The following is an 18,904-nucleotide window of genomic DNA, read 5'->3' as shown; positions in this document are numbered from 1 at the left end:
CCGCGGGGCGTGACAGGATCGGTGTCCACGACAGGACTGCTCAAAGGGGAGCGACATGGCCGCCAAGCCGCCCGCAGGTGATCCGGTACAGGACGCGCCGCAGGTCGCGCCGCCCCAGCATGCCGCGGCAGGCCTGCCCGCCATCGGCCACACCCTGAAGATCGCCCAGGCCCAGATGGGTGTGCGCCGGACCGCGCAGACCCTCCTCAAGGTCAACCAGAAGAACGGCTTCGACTGCCCCGGCTGCGCCTGGCCCGAGGGCGACAAGCGGCACACCGCGGAATTCTGCGAGAACGGCGCGAAGGCGGTCGCCGAGGAAGCCACGCTCCGCCGGGTCACCCCGGACTTCTTCGCCGCGCACCCGCTGGCCGACCTCTCAACCCGCTCCGGCTACTGGCTGGGCCAGCAGGGCCGGATCACCCAGCCGATGTACCTCCCCGCGGGCGCCGACCGGTACGAGGCGGTCACCTGGGAGCGGGCCTTCGAGATCATCGCGGAGGAGCTGACCGCCCTCGGCTCCCCCGACGAGGCCCTCTTCTACACCTCGGGCCGCACCAGCAACGAGGCCGCGTTCCTCTTCCAGCTCTTCGCCCGCGAGTTCGGCACCAACAACCTGCCGGACTGCTCCAACATGTGCCACGAGTCCTCGGGCTCCGCGCTCACCGAGACCATCGGCATCGGCAAGGGCAGCGTCTCCCTGGAGGACCTGCACCGCGCCGACCTGATCATCGTCGCCGGGCAGAACCCGGGCACCAACCACCCGCGCATGCTGTCCGCGCTGGAGCAGGCCAAGAACGCCGGCGCGAAGATCATCTCGGTGAATCCGCTGCCCGAGGCCGGCATGGAGCGCTTCAAGAACCCGCAGACCCCGCTGGGCATGCTCAAGGGCACCCCCCTCAACGACCTCTTCCTGCAGATCCGCATCGGCGGCGACCAGGCCCTCTTCCGCCTCCTGAACAAGCTCGTCATCGAGGCCGAGGGGGCCATGGACGAGGAGTTCATCCGGGAACACACCCACGGGTTCGAGGAGTTGGCAGCCGCCGCCAAGGACGCCGACTGGGCCGAGACCCTCACCGCCACCGGCCTGACCCGGCCCGAGATCGAACGCGCCCTGGCCATGATCCTCGCCTCCAAGCGGACCATCGTCTGCTGGGCCATGGGCCTCACCCAGCACAAGCACGGCGTCGCCACCATCCGCGAGGTCGTCAACCTGCTGCTGCTCCGCGGCAACATCGGCCGCCCCGGCGCCGGCGTCTGCCCGGTCCGCGGCCACTCCAACGTCCAGGGCGACCGCACCATGGGCATCTTCGAACGCCCCGCCCCCGCCTTCCTCGACGCCCTCGACCGGGAATTCGGCATCACCTCGCCCCGGCACCACGGCTACGACGTGGTCCGCTCCATCGAGGCCCTGCGCGACGGCAAGGCCAAGGTCCTCTTCGCGATGGGCGGCAACTTCGTCGGCGCCACCCCCGACACCGAGGTCACCGAGGCCGCGATCCGCCGCGCCGCCCTGACCGTGCACGTCTCCACCAAGCTGAACCGCTCGCACGCGGTCACCGGCCGGCGCGCCCTGATCCTGCCGACCCTGGGCCGTACCGACAAGGACGTACAGGCCTCCGGCAAGCAGTTCGTCACGGTCGAGGACTCCATGAGCATGGTCCATTCCTCCCGCGGCAACCTCACCCCCGCCTCCCCGCACCTGCTCTCCGAGCCGGCCATCGTCGCCCGGATGGCGCGCGCCGTCCTCGGCACCGCCTCCCGGACCCCCTGGGAGGAGTTCGAGCGGGACTACGCGGCCATCCGCGACCGGATCTCCCGGGTGGTCCCGGGCTTCGAGGACTTCAACACCAAGATCGCCCGCCCCGGCGGTTTCACCCTCCCGCACGCCCCGCGCGACGAGCGCCGCTTCCCGACGAAGACCGGCAAGGCGAACTTCACCGCCGCCCCCGTCGAGTACCCCGAGGTCCCCGAGGGCCGGCTGCTGCTCCAGACCCTGCGCAGCCACGACCAGTACAACACCACCATCTACGGGCTCGACGACCGCTACCGGGGCATCACCGGCGGTCGCCGGGTGGTCCTCGTCCACCCGGCCGACGCGGCCGAACTGGGCCTCGCCGACGGCTCGTACACCGATCTGGTGAGCGAGTGGAAGGACAGCGTGGAGCGGCGGGCGCCCGGCTTCCGGGTGGTGCACTACCCGACCGCCCGGGGCTGCGCGGCGGCGTACTACCCGGAGACCAACGTGCTGGTGCCGCTGGACTCGACAGCGGACGTCAGCAACACCCCGGCGAGCAAGTCCGTGATCATCCGCTTCGAACCGGCCGCCTCCAACCCCACCCCCGAGCAAGCGCTCGCTCAGTAGGCTGGTAAGAAGACTGCGTTAACGATCGTTGACGCAACCAGAAACGGAGACGGCCCATGGGCGAGCAGCACGCGGTGAAGTTCCCGCAGGAGGTCCTCGACGAGTACGCAGCCCTGGGCATCGACCTGCCCTCGCTGTTCTCGGCGGGCCACCTCGGCGAGCGGATGGACATCCGCATCCTGGAGGCCGCGCCCGAGCGCGTGGTCGGCACCATGCCGGTCGAGGGCAACACCCAGCCCTACGGCCTCCTGCACGGCGGCGCCTCCGCCGTACTCGCCGAGACCCTCGGCTCGGTCGGCGCCATGCTGCACGGCGGCCACACCAAGATCGCGGTCGGCGTGGACCTGAACTGCACCCACCACCGGGGCGCCCGCTCCGGCCTGGTCACCGGCACCGCCACGCCCGTCCACCGCGGACGCTCCACCGCCACGTACGAGATCGTCATCACCGACGAGCAGGACAAGCGGATCTGCACCGCCCGCCTCACCTGCCTGCTGCGCGACATCAACGAGTAACAGCCGGGAAACGAACGACTGTTGTCACCGCGCCGGTGGCGGTCTAGCGTGCCCGCATGGGTACGGGACCGGCACCGGCGCGGGGCTCGACGGCGGCCCGCGCGGCATGCGCGGCAGCCGCCCTCACCGTTCCCCCGACCGGCGGGCCCTGGGGATGAGCCACACAGGCAGCGGCGGCACGGGCGGCCCCGACGCGGGCGACGCAGGCAGCTCCGGCACGGGTGGCATCGGGCCGATCGAGCCCGGTGAGGGGACCGCGGAGCGGCTGGTCCCGCTCCCCCGTCCGCCCCGCGCCCTCGCCTTCCTGTCCCCCTCCCGCCGCCGCCTCGTCCTGCCGGTCGCCTTCGTCGCCGCCTCGGCCGGTGGGCTCGCCGGTTACCTCTGGGCCCGGCCCGCGCCCGCCCCGCCCGCCGAGCCGTTACCCCCGGCAGCACCCTCCCAGCGGGTCTCGCTCCGGTATGGGGACCCGGTGGCCGCGACCTCCGCCGACACCGCCTTCGCCTTCACCGTCCGTATCCGTACCTCCGGCGGGCCGCCCGTGACCGTGGAGGCCATCAGCCAGCCCTCCCGAGCACTGGGCGTGACGATCCGCCCCACCCTGCCCGTGGTCGTGGCCACCGGCGAGGCCCGGGAAGTGATCGTCGAGATTCGAGTGGCCGATTGCGTGCATGTAGCACGGAATTCCGGGCTCCCATTTCTGGAAGTAACCCTGAGTAATGAGCGCCAGAAAGAGGCGCACAGTTACATCCTCGGTGACCGGTATGCGGCGGACCTTTCCGCCGCCCTGACCACGGCGTGTCCCGCAGATCGAGACCGACCCCTACCCGAGAAGTCATGACCAAAACCCGCCAGACGCCTGGGATGTCAGGACTAAAACCAGCCGACACTCATGCCCGTCTCACTATGCAGACACGACGAACCGCCCGGAATTCCCCCGTTCCACCCCCACAGATCCGCTATGTATTACGCCGTGGCATAACAAGAGAGTCACATCATTGGCCTGAGCCCTCCATATCCTCCGGTCCGCCGCCTAGAGTCACGGCCAGTCACCGCGACCACCGGCGGATTCCTTCCAGTTCGGTTTCCCGCGATCGACTCGGTGCGTCCCAGGGGGGACGCCGTGCCTGGAAAGGACTGCTCGTGCGTCAACGTAAGCTCATTGCCGTGACCGCCGCACTCGCCGCGGGAGCCCTCACGCTCACCGCCTGTGGATCGCGCGACGAGGGCAACAAGGCCGGCGACAGCGCCGGCGACGTCACGGTCGTCATCGGCGTAGACGCCCCGCTGACCGGTGACCTCTCCGCCCTCGGCCTCGGCATCAAGAACTCCGCCGACCTCGCAGCCCGCACGGCCAACGAGAAGAAGTACGTCAAGGGCGTCACCTTCAAGATCGAGGCCCTCGACGACCAGGCGCAGGCCTCCTCCGGCCAGCAGAACGCCACCAAGCTCGTCGCCAACAAGGACGTCCTCGGCGTCGTCGGCCCGCTGAACTCCTCGGTCTCCGAGTCCATGCAGAAGGTCTTCGACGACGCGAAGCTGGCCCAGATCTCCCCGGCCAACACCAGCCCGTCCCTGACCCAGGGCCCCAAGTGGGCCGAGGGCCAGAAGACCCGCTCCTACAAGAGCTACTTCCGCACCGCCACCACGGACGCCATCCAGGGCCCGTTCGCGGCGCAGTACCTCTTCAACAAGGCGGGCAAGAAGAAGGTCTTCATCATCGATGACAAGAAGACCTACGGCGCAGGCCTCGCCGGCACCTTCAAGGGCGAGTTCACCAAGCTCGGCGGCGCCGTCGCCGGCGAGGGCCACATCGACCCGGAGAGCAAGGACTTCTCCGCGATCGTGACCCAGGTCAAGAGCTCCGGCGCCGACGTCGTCTACTACGGCGGCGAGTACCCGGCGGCCGGCCCGCTCAGCAAGCAGATCAAGGCGGCCGGCGCCAACATCCCGCTGGTCGGCGGCGACGGCATCTACGACAAGAAGTACGTCGAGCTGGCCGGCGCCGGCGCGGCCGGCGACCTCGCCACCTCCGTCGGTGCCCCGGTCGAGACCCTCCCCTCGGCCAAGGACTTCATCGCCAACTACGAGAAGGCCAACTTCAAGGACCCGTTCGCGGCCTACGGCGGCTACTCCTACGACTCCGCCTGGGCGGTCATCGAGGCCGTCAAGAAGGTCGTCGAAGGCAACGGCGGCAAGCTCCCCGACGGCGCCCGCGCCAAGGTCCTCGAGGCCGTCCAGGGCGTCTCCTTCGAGGGCGTGACCGGCAAGGTCTCCTTCGACGAGTTCGGCGACGCCACCAACAAGCAGCTCACCGTCTACAAGGTCGAGGGCACCGAGTGGAAGTCCGTCGAGTCCGGAACCTACGGCGGCTGACCCCCACCCGCTAGCCCACTGAGCGGCTGGCACCCCACCCACACCTGCCGCGCGGGGCGCGCAACATCAAGCGCCCCGCGCGGTGTCACATCCGTCGAAAGACTCGGAGGACTGCGGTGCACGAACTGCCGCAACAGCTGGTCAACGGCCTGCTACTGGGATCCATGTACGGGCTCGTCGCCATCGGCTACACGATGGTCTATGGCATCGTCCAGCTCATCAACTTCGCCCACGGCGAGATCTTCATGGTCGGAGGATTCGGAGCCCTCACGGTCTGGCTGATGCTTCCGGGCGGCACCACCATGTGGGTCGCACTGCCGCTCATGCTCATAGGCGCCATCATCGTCGCCACCCTCATAGCCGTCGGAGCAGAACGCTTCGCCTACCGGCCACTCCGCAGCGCGCCACGGCTCGCACCACTCATCACCGCCATCGGCCTCTCCATCGTCCTCCAGCAGGCCGTATGGGCCTGGTACCCCGACGCGCGGTCCTCCATCGTCTTCCCCGAGATCCCCGGCGGCCCCTTCCACCTCGGCAGCATCACCATCCAGACCGGTGACCTCTTCCTGCTGATCGCCGCCCCCATCTCCATGGCGTTCCTCGGCTTCTTCGTCAAGAAGACCCGCACCGGCCGCGGCATGCAGGCCACCGCCCAGGACCCGGACACCGCAAAGCTCATGGGCATCAACACCGACCGCATCATCACGGTCGCGTTCGCCCTCGGCGCGGCCTTCGCCGCCGTCGGAGCCGTCGCCTACGGCCTCAAGTACGGCGAGGTCAACTACCGGATGGGCTTCATCCTCGGCCTCAAGGCCTTCACCGCCGCCGTTCTCGGCGGCATCGGGAACATCTACGGCGCGATGATCGGCGGCCTGGTCCTCGGCCTCGCCGAGACCCTCACCACCGTCTACATCGACGAGATTCCCGGCATGTCGCAGCTCGGCGGACAGTCCTGGGGCAACACCTGGGCGTTCGTCCTCCTCATCCTCGTGCTCCTCTTCCGGCCACAAGGCCTGCTGGGTGAGCGCGTGGCGGACAGGGCGTGAGAACCATGACGACCATCACCGCGGACACCGCAAAGACCACCACGGCAGACGACAAGGGCTTCATCGGCATCCCCGAGAAGACGGCCCGCGCCCTCGCCACCGCAGGCGGCCTCCTCACCGTCGCCTCCTGCTTCCTCTCCTGGACGTGGACCGCCGCCTTCCCCGGCGACCTCACCGTCTACGGATACCCCGGCGGCCTCCAGTGGCTCGTCCTCGTCGGCGGCGCCCTCACCACCCTCTTCGGCCTCGCCTCCTACGGAGTCAAGGGCCTGGGCTGGCTCGCCCCCGCCGGCACCGACGCGGCCATCCGGCTCTCCGCCCTCGCCGCGTTCGCCACCGCCTGGTACACGATCATCGCCATCGTGCTCAAGCTCGGCGCCCTCGTCGACCTCGAGCCCGGCGGCGCCGTCGTCGCCCTCACCACCCTCATCACCCTCCTCGGCGCCCTCGCCCTGCCCTTCAAGCGCCCCGCGCTCGAAGCGGCCGACCCCGACGACGGCCCCTGGGACCAGTTCAAGCACGGCGCCGCCAACCGGTGGACCACCGCCAAGGCCGCCTTCGCCGCCGGCACCCCCACCCCGGCCCGCGCCCTCCCCGCCTCCGTCGAGATCCTGATCATCGCCGCCGTCCTGGCCTTCGGCCTCGGCGTCTTCACGTACGGCATCACCACCCCGTACCAGGAACTCTTCATCGGCTTCCTCATCACCGCAGGCTTCGGCTTCGCCGCCCTCAACAAGGCCGGCCTCGTCGCCCGCTTCACCACCCTCACCACCAAGCACCGCAACGTCGCCCTCATCGGCGCCTTCGTCGCGGCAGCCGCCTTCCCCCTCACCCAGACCGACGACCAGTACGCGACCCTCGGCGTCAACATCCTCATCTTCGCCACCGTCGCCCTCGGCCTGAACATCGTCGTCGGCCTCACCGGCCTCCTCGACCTCGGCTACGTCGCCTTCCTCGGCGTCGGCGCCTACACCGCGGCCCTGGTCTCCGGCTCCCCCAACTCCCCCTTCGGCGTGCACTTCCCCTTCTGGGCCGCACTCCTCATCGGCGCCGCCGCCTCCATGGTCTTCGGCGTCCTCATCGGCGCCCCCACCCTGCGCCTCCGCGGCGACTACCTGGCCATCGTCACCCTCGGCTTCGGAGAGATCTTCCGCATCTCGATGAACAACCTCGACGGTGTCTCCGGCCCCGACGTCACCAACGGCCCCAACGGCATCGCCGGCATCCCCAACATCAACCTCTTCGGCTTCGACTTCGGCGCCCCCCACACCCTCGCCGGATTCACCATCGGCCGCTTCGCCAACTACTTCCTGCTGATGCTCCTGATCACCCTCCTGGTGGTCCTGGTCTTCCGCCGGAGCGCCGAATCCCGCATCGGCCGCGCCTGGGTCGCCATCCGCGAAGACGAAACCGCCGCCGAAGCCATGGGCATCAACGGCTTCCGCGTCAAGCTCATCGCCTTCGCCCTCGGCGCCACCCTCGCCGGCTTCGCCGGAGCCGTCCAGGCACACGTCAACTACACGGTCACCCCCGACCAGTACGTGTTCGCCAACGCCGTCCCGCCGAACTCCGCCTTCCTGCTCGCCGCAGTCGTCCTCGGCGGCATGGGCACCATCTCCGGACCCCTCGTCGGCGGAGCACTGCTCTTCCTGCTCCCCAACAAGCTCCAGTCGCTCGGCGAGTTCCAGCTCCTCGCCTTCGGTATCGCGCTCGTCATCCTGATGCGCCTGCGCCCCGAGGGCCTCATCCCCAACCGGCGCAACCAGCTCGAGCTCCACAAGGACCTCGAAGCGCCCACAGTCCTCGGCAAGACAGGGGCCTGACCCATGACGACCACCACGACCGAAACGGTCCTGGACGCCCGCGGCGTCACCATGCGCTTCGGCGGCCTCACCGCCGTCAAGAACGTCGACCTCACCGTCAACAGCGGCGAGATCGTCGGCCTCATCGGCCCCAACGGCGCCGGCAAGACCACCTTCTTCAACTGCCTCACCGGCCTCTACATCCCCACCGAGGGCGAAGTCCGGTACAAGGGCACGGTCCTGCCCCCCAAGTCCTTCAAGGTCACCGCGGCCGGCATCGCCCGCACCTTCCAGAACATCCGTCTCTTCAACAACATGACGGTCCTGGAAAACGTGCTCGTCGGACGCCACACCCGCACCCGCGAAGGCCTCTGGTCCGCCCTCCTGCGCCTGCCCGGCTTCCACAAAGAAGAAGCCGCCAGCCGCGACAAGGCCATGGAGCTCCTCGACTTCATCGGCCTCGCCGACAAGGCCGAGCACCTCGCCCGCAACCTGCCGTACGGCGACCAGCGCAAGCTCGAAATCGCCCGCGCCCTCGCCAGCGACCCCGGCCTCATCCTCCTGGACGAGCCCACCGCCGGCATGAACCCGCAGGAAACCCGGGCCACCGAAGAACTCATCTTCGCCATCCGGGACCAGGGCATCGCCGTCCTCGTCATCGAGCACGACATGCGCTTCATCTTCAACCTCTGCGACCGCGTCGCCTGCCTCGTCCAGGGCGAAAAGCTCATCGAAGGCACCGCCACCGAGGTCCAGAGCGACGAGCGCGTCGTCGCCGCCTACCTCGGCGAACCCTTCGAAGGCGCCCCCGGCGCCGAAGAAGCCGCCGAGGTCGAAGCCGCGGAGATCGAAGCCGCCGAAGCCATCGCCGAGGAGTCCGCCCCCGCGGACACCGCGGACGACACCCCGGCGGACGCCCCGGCGGACACCGCGGCGGACAGCACCACCAGCACGGACGGAGAGGCCAAGTGACCGCACTCCTGGAGGTCGAGGACCTCCGCGTCGCCTACGGCAAGATCGAAGCCGTCAAGGGCATCTCCTTCAAGGTCGAAGCCGGCCAGGTCGTCACCCTCATCGGCACCAACGGCGCAGGCAAGACCACCACCCTGCGGACCCTCTCCGGCCTGATCAAGCCCAAGGGCGGCCAGATCAAGTTCAACGGCCGGTCCCTCAAGAAGGTCCCCGCCCACCAGATCGTCTCGCTCGGACTCGCCCACTCCCCCGAGGGGCGGCACATCTTCCCGCGCATGACGATCGAGGACAACCTGCTCCTCGGCGCCTTCCTCCGCAAGGACAAGGACGGCATCAACCGGGACGTCCAGCGCGCCTACGATCTCTTCCCGATCCTGGGCGAGCGCCGCAAGCAGGCGGCCGGCACCCTCTCGGGCGGCGAGCAGCAGATGCTGGCCATGGGCCGTGCGCTCATGTCCCAGCCGAAGCTGCTGATGCTCGACGAGCCCTCCATGGGCCTGTCCCCGCTGATGATGCAGAAGATCATGGCGACCATCAGCGAACTCAAGGCCTCCGGGACCACCATCCTGCTGGTCGAGCAGAACGCGCAGGCCGCGCTCTCGCTGGCCGACCAGGGCCACGTCATGGAGATCGGCAAGGTCGTCCTGTCCGGCCAGGGCCGCGACCTCCTCACCAACGAGGACGTCCGCAAGGCCTACCTCGGCGAGGACTGACCTCCCGCCGCCCAGGCCGCCGCACGACTGAGGCCCGGCTCCCTCGGGGGAGCCGGGCCTCGCGCGTTGCCCAAGGTCACCCCTTGGCGGCGTTCTTCTTCTCCTCGGCGTCCTCGATGACGGCCTCGGCCACCTGCTGCATGGACATCCGCCGGTCCATGGACGTCTTCTGGATCCACCGGAACGCGGCCGGCTCGGTCAGCCCGTACTGCGTCTGCAGCACGCTCTTCGCCCGGTCGACCAGCTTCCGCGTCTCCAGCCGCTGCGAGAGGTCGGCGACCTCCTTCTCCAGCGCCTTCAGCTCCGAGAACCGCGACACCGCCATCTCGATGGCGGGCACGACATCGCTCTTGCTGAACGGCTTCACCAGGTACGCCATGGCACCGGCGTCCCGGGCCCGCTCGACGAGGTCGCGCTGCGAGAACGCGGTGAGCATGAGGACGGGGGCGATGGACTCCTCGGCGATCTTCTCGGCCGCGGAGATCCCGTCGAGGACGGGCATCTTCACATCGAGGATCACCAGATCGGGCCGGTGCTCCCGCGCCAGCTCCACGGCCGTCTGCCCATCGCCGGCCTCACCGACGACGGAGTAGCCCTCCTCCTCCAGCATCTCCTTGAGGTCGAGCCGGATGAGCGCCTCGTCCTCGGCGATGACGACGCGGGTCGTCAGCGGGGGGACATGCGACTGGTCGGCGTCGGGCGTGGGGGTCTCGGGGGCGGTCACTCGGGCTCCTCGTTCAGGGCAGGTGCTGCTACATGAGCCTACCTAGCTCCTGTATGTTTGGAGCACGGAGGGTGTTGTGTACCCTTCGTTTCGAAGGGGCCCCGGTAGCCCAGCGGTAGAGGCCATGGATTCAAAACCCATACAGCGTCGGTTCGAATCCGACCCGGGGTACTTCTCCTTCGATTTCAAGGATCTGCGCCCGATTGGGGATCTTCACTCGTCACGGTGAACAGATCTTCGAGGCCCCCGCGTGAGAGCGAATCCCGGGCGAGCCTTCGAGCATGGAGCAGCACAATCCTTCGGTACGCGAGGAAGCCCTCGCCCTCCTCCGCCGAGGCGTCCCCAACCGCACGGTGGCCGAACGTCTCAACGTGCCTCGCGGCACGGTCGGGTGGTGGCGCCATCAGGACCGCAAGGCCCGCGGCGAAACGTACGTCCGGCCCCACGACTGCCCGAGGTGCACGGGCGGCGAGTTCGACCACGCCGCCTACGCGTACCTTCTCGGGCTGTACCTCGGCGACGGCCACATCATCTCGAAGCGGAAGCAGCACCACCTCTCCATCTACTGCACCCGCTCCTGGCCCGGCCTCGTCGACCAAGCCGAACGGGCGATGCATCGCGTGATGGCCATGCCTGCGGTGAACAGACGGATCAACAAGGGCTGCGTGGAGGTCAAGTCCTATACGCAGCACTGGACCTGCATGTTTCCGCAGCACGGGCCGGGCAAGAAGCACGAGCGGCGCATCGCGCTCGAGCCATGGCAGCAGGAGATCGTGGACGCCCACCCCTGGGAGTTCATCCGGGGGCTGATCCATTCCGACGGGTGTCGGATCACCAACTGGACCGTCCGCAACGGCAAGCGCTACGAGTACCCCCGGTACTTCTTCACCAACAAGTCCGACGACATCCGGAAGCTCTGCACGGACACGCTCACCGCGGTCGGCGTCCAGTGGACGGTCCTGGCCAGGGGTAGCGACCCCTTCAATGTGAGCGTCGCTCGCAAAGACTCGGTCGCCCTTATGGACACCCACGTCGGCCCCAAGCACTGAGCCCGGGGCCCGGATGGGTCAGCGGAGCGTGTCGCCGATGTGGTGGACGCGGACCAGGTTTGTGGAGCCGGGGACGCCGGGCGGGGAGCCGGCGGTGATGACGACCACGTCGCCCGGGACGCAGCGGCCGATCCGCAGGAGTTCCTCGTCGACCTGGGCGACCATCGCGTCGGTGGAGTCCACGTGCGGCCCGAGGAAGGTTTCCACGCCCCAAGTGAGGTTGAGCTGGGAGCGGGTGGCCGGCTCGGGGGTGAAGGCCAGGAGGGGGATCGGTGAGCGGTAGCGGGAGAGTCGGCGGACGGTGTCGCCGCTCTGGGTGAAGGCGACCAGGAATTTCGCGCCGAGGAAGTCGCCCATTTCGGCCGCGGCGCGGGCGACCGCCCCGCCCTGGGTCCGGGGCTTGTTCCGTTCGGTGAGCGGCGGGAGGCCCTTGGCGAGGATGTCCTCTTCGGCGGCGGCCACGATGCGGGACATGGTGCGGACGGTTTCGACGGGGTGTTTGCCGACGCTGGTTTCGCCCGAAAGCATGACGGCGTCGGTGCCGTCGATGATGGCGTTGGCGACGTCGGAGGCTTCGGCGCGGGTGGGGCGGGAGTTGTCGATCATCGAGTCGAGCATCTGGGTGGCGACGATGACGGGTTTGGCGTTGCGCTTGGCGAGCTTGATGGCGCGCTTTTGGACGATGGGGACGAGTTCGAGGGGCATTTCGACGCCGAGGTCGCCGCGGGCGACCATGATGCCGTCGAAGGCGGCGACGATCTCGTCGATGTTCTCGACGGCCTGGGGCTTTTCGATCTTGGCGATGACGGGGAGGCGGCGGCCTTCCTCGGCCATGATGCGGTGGACGTCGGTGATGTCGTCGGCGCTGCGTACGAAGGAGAGGGCGATCACGTCGGCGCCGGTGCGCAGGGCCCAGCGGAGGTCTTCGACGTCCTTGGTGGAGAGGGCGGGGACGGAGACGGCGACGCCGGGGAGGTTGAGGCCTTTGTGGTCGGAGACCATGCCGCCTTCGATGACGGTGGTGTGGACGCGGGGGCCTTCGATGGCGGTGACCTGGAGGGTGACGCGGCCGTCGTCGACGAGGATGCGTTCGCCGGTGGTGACGTCGTCGGCGAGGCCGTCGTAGGTGGTGCCGCAGATGTGGCGGTCGCCTTCGATGTCTTCGACGGTGATGGTGAACTCGTCGCCGCGTTCAAGGAGTACGGGGCCTTCGCGGAAGCGGCCGAGTCGGATCTTCGGGCCTTGAAGGTCGGCGAGGATGCCGACGCTGTGGCCGGTCTCGTCGGAGGCCTTTCGCACGCGCTGGTAGCGCTCCTCGTGTTCGGCGTAGGTGCCGTGGCTGAGGTTGAGGCGGGCGATGTCCATTCCGGCTTCGACCAGGGCCTTGATCTGGTCGTATGAGGCGGTGGCGGGGCCCAGGGTACATACGATTTTTGCTCGGCGCATGGGGCCGAGGGTATGCCCTACCGGGCGGTAGGAAATGGGGTGCGGGTGTCCGTCCAACAACCTTTGGGCGAAAGCTTGTTGACATGTATTGAATGGGCGCGGGGGTGCTCTGATGAGCACCCCCGGGCGGTGTGTCAGAGCTGTGGCGGGGTCATGGTGAAGCGGGCGTTGACCTGGGCGTAGACGGTCTGGCGCTGGGGTTCGAGGTCGAGCGGGGGTGCGGCGGCTTCTTCGGTGGCTCCGTAGGCCATGGAGCGGAGCATGCCGCCTTGGGCGGCCATGGCGACGGGGGCGGCGTTCTCGGCGCCGAGGTCGGCGAGTTCGACGAGGGCGGCGAGGCGGGCGCCGAGGGCTTCGGCGTATTCGCGGGCGCGTTGGACGGCTTCGAGGACGGCTTGGCGGCGGGCTTGGCCGTGGGCGGGCGAGTCGGGGCGCAGGGCCCACCAGGGGCCGTCGATGCGGGTGAGGTCGAGGTCGGCGAGGCGGGTGGTGAGTTCGCCGAGGGCGGTGAAGTCGTTGAGTTCGGCGGTGATGTGGACGCGTCCGTGGTAGGCGCGGATGCGTTCGCCGCGGCCGTGGCGGGTGAGTTCGGGGGTGATGGAGAAGGCTCCCGTTTCGAGCTTTTCCACGGGGTCGCCGTAGCTCTTGATGAGGTCGAGGACGGCGTTGTTGCGGCGGGTGAGGTCTTCGAGGGCGGTACGGCGGTCGGTGCCGCGGGCGCTGACGCTGATGCCGATGCGGGCGATTTCGGGGTCGACTTCGAGGTGGGCCTCGCCGCGGACGGCGACGCGGGGCACTTCGGGGGTTCCGTAGGGCTGGGCGGGCGCTGCGTCTGAGGTCATGAACATCACTCTCGCACTGTCACTCGTTGGGGGGCAGAATCTACGCGCGTTGTTCAGTGTTCACGCCTCAAAGGGGAGATGGCATGGCGTTCGATCGCAGGACGTTTCTGGGGACCACGGCCGCCACGGGTGCGGCCGTTGCGCTGGCGGGGGGCGCGGCTGCGCCGGCTGCCGCTGCCGCCACCGCGCACGGTGGCAGGCCGCCGCGGAGGTACTCGTTCACGGTGATGGGTACGACCGATCTGCACGGGAATGTCTTCAACTGGGACTACTTCACGGACAAAGAGTTCGACGACAAGGCGCACAACGACGTCGGTCTGGCGAAGATCTCGACGCTGGTGGAGCAGGTGCGTGCGGAGAAGGGGCGGCGGAATACGCTGCTGATCGATGCGGGTGACACGATCCAGGGCACCCAGTTGTCGTACTACTACGCGAAGGTGGATCCGATCACGGCGCGGCGTGGTCCGGTGCATCCGATGGCGCAGGCGATGAATGCGATCGGCTATGACGCGGCGGCGTTGGGGAACCACGAGTTCAATTACGGCATTCCGGTGTTGCGGAAGTTCGAGGAGCAGTGTGATTTCCCGCTGCTGGGGGCGAATGCGCTGGATGCGAAGACGGCGCGGCCGGCGTTTCCGCCGTACAGCATGCACCGGCTGCGGACGCCGTGCGGGCGGGATGTGAAGGTGGCGGTGCTGGGTCTGACGAATCCGGGGATTGCGATCTGGGACAAGGCGAATGTTCAGGGGAAGATGACTTTCCCGGGGCTGGAGGAGCAGGCGGCGAAGTATGTGCCGCGGCTTCGGTCGCTGGGCGCTGATGTGGTGATCGTGTCGGCGCATTCGGGTTCGAGCGGGACGTCTTCGTACGGGGATCAGCTGCCGTATGTGGAGAATGCGGCGGGTCTGGTCGCGGAGCAGGTGCCGGGGATCGACGCGATCCTGGTGGGGCATGCGCACACGGAGATTCCCGAGTACCGGGTGAAGAACAAGGCGACGGGCAAGGATGTGGTGCTGTCGGAGCCGTTGAAGTGGGGGCAGCGGCTGACGCTGTTCGATTTCGAGCTGGTGTGGTCGCAGGGCCGGTGGACGGTGGAGCGGGTGTCGGCGAAGGTGCTGAACTCGAACACGGTCGCGGAGGACCCGAAGATCACGCGGTTGTTGTCGGACGAGCACCACAAGGTGGTGGCGTACGTGAACCAGGTGATCGGGACGTCCACGCAGGCGATGGTGTCGGCCGAGGGTCCGGTCAAGGACGTGGCGATCATCGATCTGATCAACCATGTGCAGGCGGAGACGGTGAAGGGGGCGCTGGCCGGTTCGGAGTGGGCGGCGCTGCCGGTGCTGTCGCAGGCGTCGTGTTTCTCGCGGACGGCGGCGATTCCGGCGGGGCAGGTGACGATCCGGGATGCGGCGGGCCTGTATCCGTTCGAGAACACGCTGGAGGCGCGGCTGCTGACGGGTGCCCAGCTGAAGGACTATCTGGAGTATTCGGCTCGGTATTTCGTGCGGACGGCGCCGGATGTTCCGGTGGATCCGGCGAAGCTGACGAACGCGGAGGGCACGCCGGACTACAACTATGACGCGGTGTACGGGCTGACGTACGAGATCGACATTGCGCAGCCGGTGGGGTCGCGGATCACCGGGTTGTCGTTCCGGGGCGGTCCGGTGGATCCGGCGGCGCAGTTCGTGCTGGCGGTGAACAACTACCGGGCGTCCGGTGGCGGGGCGTTCCCGCATGTGGCGGGGGCCCGGCAGTTGTGGGCGAACTCGGATGAAATCCGTAACACGATCATTCAGTGGGTGAAGGCGAAGGGGACGGTGGATCCGGCGCAGTTCGCTTCGGTGGACTGGCGGCTGACGCGGGCCGGGGTGCCGGTCTTCTAGGTCCTGTCGGTCCTGTCGGTTCTGTCCGTCCGGGATCAGAAGTGTTCGACGAGTGGGAGCAGTTCGCCGGCTGCCGGTGGGCGGTGCTGTTCCCGCTGGTCGAGGCCGAAGGTGGTGAAGGCGGTGCGGGCCGGCTGGGGGTAGGGGTCTTTGCCGGTGAGGGTGTTGAGGATGGCTGCGCTGCGCCAGGCGGCGAGGCCGAGGTCGGGGGCGCCGACGCCGTGGGTGTGGCGTTCGCCGTTCTGGACGAAGACGGATCCGGTGACGGCGGGGTCGAGGATCATGCGGTGGTTGCGATCGATGCGGGGGCGGTCGGCGGAGTCCCTGCGGAGGTAGGGGTCGAGGCCGGCCAGCAGCGGGCTGAGCGGTCGTTCCCGGTAGCCGGTGGCGAGGACCACGGCGTCGGTGGTGAGCCGGGAGCGGGTGCCCTGCTGGGTGTGTTCGAGGTGGAGTTCGACCTTGGTGGTGGCGAGGCGGCCGGCGGTGCGGACGGTGACGCCGGGGGTGAGGACGGCGTCGGGCCAACCGCCGTGGAGGGTGCGGCGGTAGAGCTCCTCGTGGATGGCGGCGATGGTGTCGGCGTCGATGCCCTTGTGGAGTTGCCATTGGGCGGGGACGAGCTGGTCGCGGACGGGTTCGGGGAGGGCGTGGAAGTAGTGGGTGTAGTCGGGGGTGAAGTGTTCGAGGCCGAGCTTGGAGTACTCCATGGGGGCGAAGGAGGGGGTGCGGGCGAGCCAGGTGAGGCGTTCGCGGCCGGCGGGGCGGGAGCGGAGCAGGTCGAGGAAGATCTCGGCGCCGGACTGGCCTGATCCGATGACGGTGACGTGTTCGGCGCCGAGGATGCGGGCGCGGTTGTCGAGGTATTCGGCGGAGTGGATGACGGGGACGGTGGGGGCTTCGGCGAGGGGGCGGAGCGGCTCGGGGATGTAGGGGGCGGTGCCGACTCCGAGGGCGAGGTGGCGGGTGTGGGTGCGGCCGAGGGCTTCGGCTTCGCCGTCGGCGTCGAGTTGGGTGAAGTCGACTTCGAAGACGTCGTGTTCGGGGTTCCAGCGGACGGCGTCGACCTGGTGGCCGAAGTGGAGTCCGGGGAGCCGGTCGGCGACCCAGCGGCAGTAGGCGTCGTATTCGGCGCGCTGGATGTGGAAGTGCTCGGCGAAGTAGAAGGGGAAGAGGCGTTCCTTGTGCTTCAGGTAGTTGAGGAAGGTCCAGGGGCTGGTGGGGTCGGCGAGGGTGACGAGGTCGGCGAGGAAGGGGACCTGGAGGGTGGCTCCGTCGATGAGGAGTCCGGGGTGCCAGCGGAAGTGGCGGGACTGGTCGTAGAAGGCGGTGTCGAGGCCGCTGCCTGACCATTCGCGCTGCTGGAGGCCGTGGGCGAGGGCGGCGAGGGAGAGGTTGAAAGGGCCGATGCCGATTCCGACGAGGTCGTGGGGTGCATCGAGCTGGGCGGTCATCGGTGGGTACCTTCCGCTTCCGGGACGTGTCCCAGGACGCGCACCAGCGTGTCCAGGTCCGCTGCCGTGGTGTGGGGGTTGAGGAGGGTGGCCTTGAGCCAGAGGCGGCCGTCGGCGGTGGCCCGGCCGAGGACGGCGTGGCCGCCGTGGAGGAGGCTGCGGCGGAGGGCGGCGAGGTCTTCGTCGCGGGCGCCGGCGGGCCGGAAGAGGACGGTGCTGAGGGTGGGCGCCGAGTGGAGTTCGAAGCGGGGGTCGGCTTCGAGGAGTCGGGCGAGCCGGCGGGCGGCTTCGAGGGTGCTGTCGATGAGCTGGGCGAGGCCGTTCCGGCCGAGGGCGCGGAAGGTGGCCGCGATCTTGAGGGCGTCGGCGCGGCGGGTGGTGCGCAGGGAGCGGCCGAGGAGGTCGGGGAGGCCGGCTTCGGTGTCGTCGGTGGCGTTGAGGTAGTCGGCCTGGTGGGCGAGGGGGGCGAGGAGTGTGTCCTCGGGGACCGCGAGGAGTCCGGCGGCGATCGGCTGCCAGCCGAGTTTGTGCAGGTCGAGGGTGAGCGAGCGGGCGCGTTCGATGCCGTGCAGGGGGGTGCGGTGGCGGGGGTCCGAGCTGAGGGCGAGGGCTCCGCCGTATGCGGCGTCGATGTGGAGGTCGGCGTGGTGCCGGTCGCATACGTCGGCGAGGGCGTCGAGGGGGTCGATGAGGCCGGCGTCGGTGGTGCCGGCGGTGGCGGTGACGAGGGTGGGGCCGGGGTGGCCGGCGAGGGCCTGCTCGGTGAGGGCCCGGTCGAGGGTGGCGGGGTCGAGGATGCCGGTGGGGGTGGGGAGGGTGCGGGGGGTGGGGAGGCCGAGGAGCCAGGCGGCGCGGGGGATGGAGTGGTGGGCGTTGGCGCCGTGCAGCACGGTGAGGGCGGGGCCGTGGCGTTCCCGGGCGAGGAGCAGGGCGAGCTGGTTGGACTCGGTGCCGCCGGTGGTGAGGAGGGCGTCGGCGGTGGGGTGGCCGGGGTAGAGGGCGGCGGCGAGGGCGCGGGTGAGGCGGGCTTCCAGGGTGGAGGCGGCGGGGGCCTGGTCCCAGGAGTCGAGGGAGGCGTTGAGGACGGAGGCGGCGAGGTCCGCGGCGGCGGCGAGGGCGAGGGGCGGGGTGTGCAGGTGGGCTGCGCAGAGGGGGTCGGCGGGGTCGGCGGAGCCGGCGGCGAGGGCGTGGACGAGGGTGCTGAGGGCTTCGGCGGTGCCGGTGCCGGTGGTGGGGAGCGGGTCGCCGAGCGCGGCGATGCGGTCGGTGACGGCTTGGGGGCCGCCGGCGGGGAGGGGGCCGTGGCGGTCGCGGGCGCCGGCGTGGAGGGCGTCGAGGACGGTGTCGAGGAGGGGGCGCAGGGCGGCAGGGCCTTGGGCTCCGCCGGCGAGGGGTGGGAGCGGGCCGTTGTGCGCTGGCATGGGGTCGTCCTCGGGGGCGGGCGGGGTGGGGTGGGGGCCCCGTTTGGTGCAACGAGTGGGTGGGGGTGGAGGTAACCGCGGGTTCCGGCCATCCGGTCGGCCCCGGCGGGGGTCCCGCTGCGCGGAGCCCTCCCCCACCCCGCCCCTTCCCGAAACCGGGGACTCCGCCCCCGGCCCCCCGAACCGCCAGGGCTCCGCCCGGCGGCCCTTACCGGGGCACACCCCGGGCCTGTGCCGGGGCGCGCCCCGGTGGCCCACCCCGGGCTCCGCCCGGAACCGACACGGGGCTCCGCCCCGCACCC

15 protein-coding genes and 1 tRNA gene are annotated in these 18,904 nt (G+C 69.5%); 11 read left to right on the top strand and 5 right to left on the bottom strand.

Going from position 1 to position 18,904, the window contains the following annotated elements; all coding sequences use genetic code 11:
- The first annotated feature begins 55 nt into the window (after window positions 1-55).
- The 8 genes from ABT123_RS10255 to ABT123_RS10220 all read left to right on the top strand — a co-directional run bounded on the left by ABT123_RS10255 (window position 56) and on the right by ABT123_RS10220 (window position 9,783).
- Window positions 56-2,362 carry an FdhF/YdeP family oxidoreductase gene (locus tag ABT123_RS10255; RefSeq protein WP_351311720.1) on the top strand — a complete coding sequence of 769 codons (2,307 nt, stop codon included), beginning with the start codon at window positions 56-58 and terminating at the stop codon, window positions 2,360-2,362.
- A gap of 56 nt (window positions 2,363-2,418) precedes the next feature.
- A complete protein-coding gene (locus ABT123_RS10250) occupies window positions 2,419-2,877 on the top strand; it encodes a PaaI family thioesterase (protein ID WP_351311718.1) in 459 nt (152 codons plus the stop codon).
- Window positions 2,878-3,031: 154 nt separating this feature from the next.
- Window positions 3,032-3,715, top strand: a complete 684-nt coding sequence (locus ABT123_RS10245) for a Tat pathway signal sequence domain protein (RefSeq protein ID WP_351311716.1) — start codon at window positions 3,032-3,034, stop codon at window positions 3,713-3,715.
- A gap of 302 nt (window positions 3,716-4,017) precedes the next feature.
- On the top strand, window positions 4,018-5,250 hold the full coding sequence (locus ABT123_RS10240; RefSeq protein WP_351311714.1) for a branched-chain amino acid ABC transporter substrate-binding protein: 1,233 nt from the start codon (window positions 4,018-4,020) through the stop codon (window positions 5,248-5,250).
- 116 nt (window positions 5,251-5,366) lie between these two features.
- Window positions 5,367-6,296, top strand: a complete 930-nt coding sequence (locus ABT123_RS10235; protein WP_351311712.1) for a branched-chain amino acid ABC transporter permease — start codon at window positions 5,367-5,369, stop codon at window positions 6,294-6,296.
- Window positions 6,297-6,301: 5 nt separating this feature from the next.
- Complete coding sequence (locus ABT123_RS10230) at window positions 6,302-8,119, top strand: branched-chain amino acid ABC transporter permease (protein WP_351311710.1); 1,818 nt, start codon at window positions 6,302-6,304, stop codon at window positions 8,117-8,119.
- 3 nt (window positions 8,120-8,122) lie between these two features.
- Window positions 8,123-9,070 carry an ABC transporter ATP-binding protein gene (locus ABT123_RS10225; protein ID WP_351311708.1) on the top strand — a complete coding sequence of 316 codons (948 nt, stop codon included), beginning with the start codon at window positions 8,123-8,125 and terminating at the stop codon, window positions 9,068-9,070.
- Window positions 9,067-9,783 (top strand): ABC transporter ATP-binding protein, encoded by a 717-nt coding sequence (locus tag ABT123_RS10220; protein ID WP_351311706.1) that lies wholly within the window; start codon window positions 9,067-9,069, stop codon window positions 9,781-9,783. Before ABT123_RS10225 ends, ABT123_RS10220 begins: the two co-directional genes overlap by 4 nt.
- A gap of 76 nt (window positions 9,784-9,859) precedes the next feature.
- Here ABT123_RS10220 and ABT123_RS10215 read toward each other — a convergent pair whose 3' ends face one another.
- Window positions 9,860-10,507 carry an ANTAR domain-containing response regulator gene (locus ABT123_RS10215; protein WP_351311704.1) on the bottom strand — a complete coding sequence of 216 codons (648 nt, stop codon included), beginning with the start codon at window positions 10,505-10,507 and terminating at the stop codon, window positions 9,860-9,862.
- A gap of 98 nt (window positions 10,508-10,605) precedes the next feature.
- Here ABT123_RS10215 and ABT123_RS10210 point away from each other — a divergent pair.
- Window positions 10,606-10,678 (top strand) — tRNA-Leu (locus tag ABT123_RS10210).
- 110 nt (window positions 10,679-10,788) lie between these two features.
- Window positions 10,789-11,556, top strand: a complete 768-nt coding sequence (locus tag ABT123_RS10205) for a helix-turn-helix domain-containing protein (RefSeq protein WP_351311702.1) — start codon at window positions 10,789-10,791, stop codon at window positions 11,554-11,556.
- Between the two features lie 18 nt (window positions 11,557-11,574).
- Here ABT123_RS10205 and pyk read toward each other — a convergent pair whose 3' ends face one another.
- Both pyk and ABT123_RS10195 read right to left on the bottom strand, forming a co-directional pair.
- Window positions 11,575-13,002, bottom strand: coding sequence for a pyruvate kinase (gene pyk / locus ABT123_RS10200; RefSeq protein WP_351311700.1), 1,428 nt, complete (start codon window positions 13,000-13,002; stop codon window positions 11,575-11,577).
- Window positions 13,003-13,136: 134 nt separating this feature from the next.
- The gene (locus ABT123_RS10195; RefSeq protein WP_351311698.1) at window positions 13,137-13,844 is read right to left on the bottom strand and encodes an SIMPL domain-containing protein; all 708 of its coding nucleotides are present in this window, start codon (window positions 13,842-13,844) and stop codon (window positions 13,137-13,139) included.
- An 83-nt stretch (window positions 13,845-13,927) separates the two neighbouring features.
- Between ABT123_RS10195 and ABT123_RS10190 the strand changes: the two genes are divergently transcribed.
- Window positions 13,928-15,730, top strand: a complete 1,803-nt coding sequence (locus tag ABT123_RS10190; protein ID WP_351311696.1) for a bifunctional metallophosphatase/5'-nucleotidase — start codon at window positions 13,928-13,930, stop codon at window positions 15,728-15,730.
- A gap of 35 nt (window positions 15,731-15,765) precedes the next feature.
- On the opposite strand, the gene ABT123_RS10185 is transcribed toward ABT123_RS10190, so the two are convergent.
- Together ABT123_RS10185 and ABT123_RS10180 are read right to left on the bottom strand one after the other, a co-directional pair.
- Complete coding sequence (locus tag ABT123_RS10185; protein ID WP_351311694.1) at window positions 15,766-17,181, bottom strand: lysine N(6)-hydroxylase/L-ornithine N(5)-oxygenase family protein; 1,416 nt, start codon at window positions 17,179-17,181, stop codon at window positions 15,766-15,768.
- On the bottom strand, window positions 17,178-18,602 hold the full coding sequence (locus tag ABT123_RS10180; RefSeq protein WP_351311692.1) for a pyridoxal phosphate-dependent decarboxylase family protein: 1,425 nt from the start codon (window positions 18,600-18,602) through the stop codon (window positions 17,178-17,180). The genes ABT123_RS10185 and ABT123_RS10180 overlap by 4 nt, the downstream gene beginning before the upstream one ends.
- Window positions 18,603-18,904: the final 302 nt, after the last annotated feature.

This window comes from Streptomyces sp. NPDC002054 (genome assembly GCF_040296685.1).
Lineage (GTDB): Bacteria > Actinomycetota > Actinomycetes > Streptomycetales > Streptomycetaceae > Streptomyces.
Note: the sequence above shows the minus strand (reverse complement) of the source record. Positions and strands in the feature narration are given on the sequence as shown.

What these genes read in the sequence shown, in the direction of transcription:
- ABT123_RS10255 (WP_351311720.1), top strand. Translation starts at nt 56, where the DNA reads ATGGCCGCCAAGCCGCCCGCAGGTGATCCGGTACAGGACGCGCCGCAG.
- ABT123_RS10250 (WP_351311718.1), top strand. Translation starts at nt 2,419, where the DNA reads ATGGGCGAGCAGCACGCGGTGAAGTTCCCGCAGGAGGTCCTCGACGAG.
- ABT123_RS10245 (WP_351311716.1), top strand. Translation starts at nt 3,032, where the DNA reads ATGAGCCACACAGGCAGCGGCGGCACGGGCGGCCCCGACGCGGGCGAC.
- ABT123_RS10230 (WP_351311710.1), top strand. Translation starts at nt 6,302, where the DNA reads ATGACGACCATCACCGCGGACACCGCAAAGACCACCACGGCAGACGAC.
- ABT123_RS10225 (WP_351311708.1), top strand. Translation starts at nt 8,123, where the DNA reads ATGACGACCACCACGACCGAAACGGTCCTGGACGCCCGCGGCGTCACC.
- ABT123_RS10205 (WP_351311702.1), top strand. Translation starts at nt 10,789, where the DNA reads ATGGAGCAGCACAATCCTTCGGTACGCGAGGAAGCCCTCGCCCTCCTC.
- pyk (WP_351311700.1), bottom strand. Translation starts at nt 13,002, where the DNA reads ATGCGCCGAGCAAAAATCGTATGTACCCTGGGCCCCGCCACCGCCTCA.
- ABT123_RS10195 (WP_351311698.1), bottom strand. Translation starts at nt 13,844, where the DNA reads ATGACCTCAGACGCAGCGCCCGCCCAGCCCTACGGAACCCCCGAAGTG.
- ABT123_RS10190 (WP_351311696.1), top strand. Translation starts at nt 13,928, where the DNA reads ATGGCGTTCGATCGCAGGACGTTTCTGGGGACCACGGCCGCCACGGGT.
- ABT123_RS10185 (WP_351311694.1), bottom strand. Translation starts at nt 17,181, where the DNA reads ATGACCGCCCAGCTCGATGCACCCCACGACCTCGTCGGAATCGGCATC.
- ABT123_RS10180 (WP_351311692.1), bottom strand. Translation starts at nt 18,602, where the DNA reads ATGCCAGCGCACAACGGCCCGCTCCCACCCCTCGCCGGCGGAGCCCAA.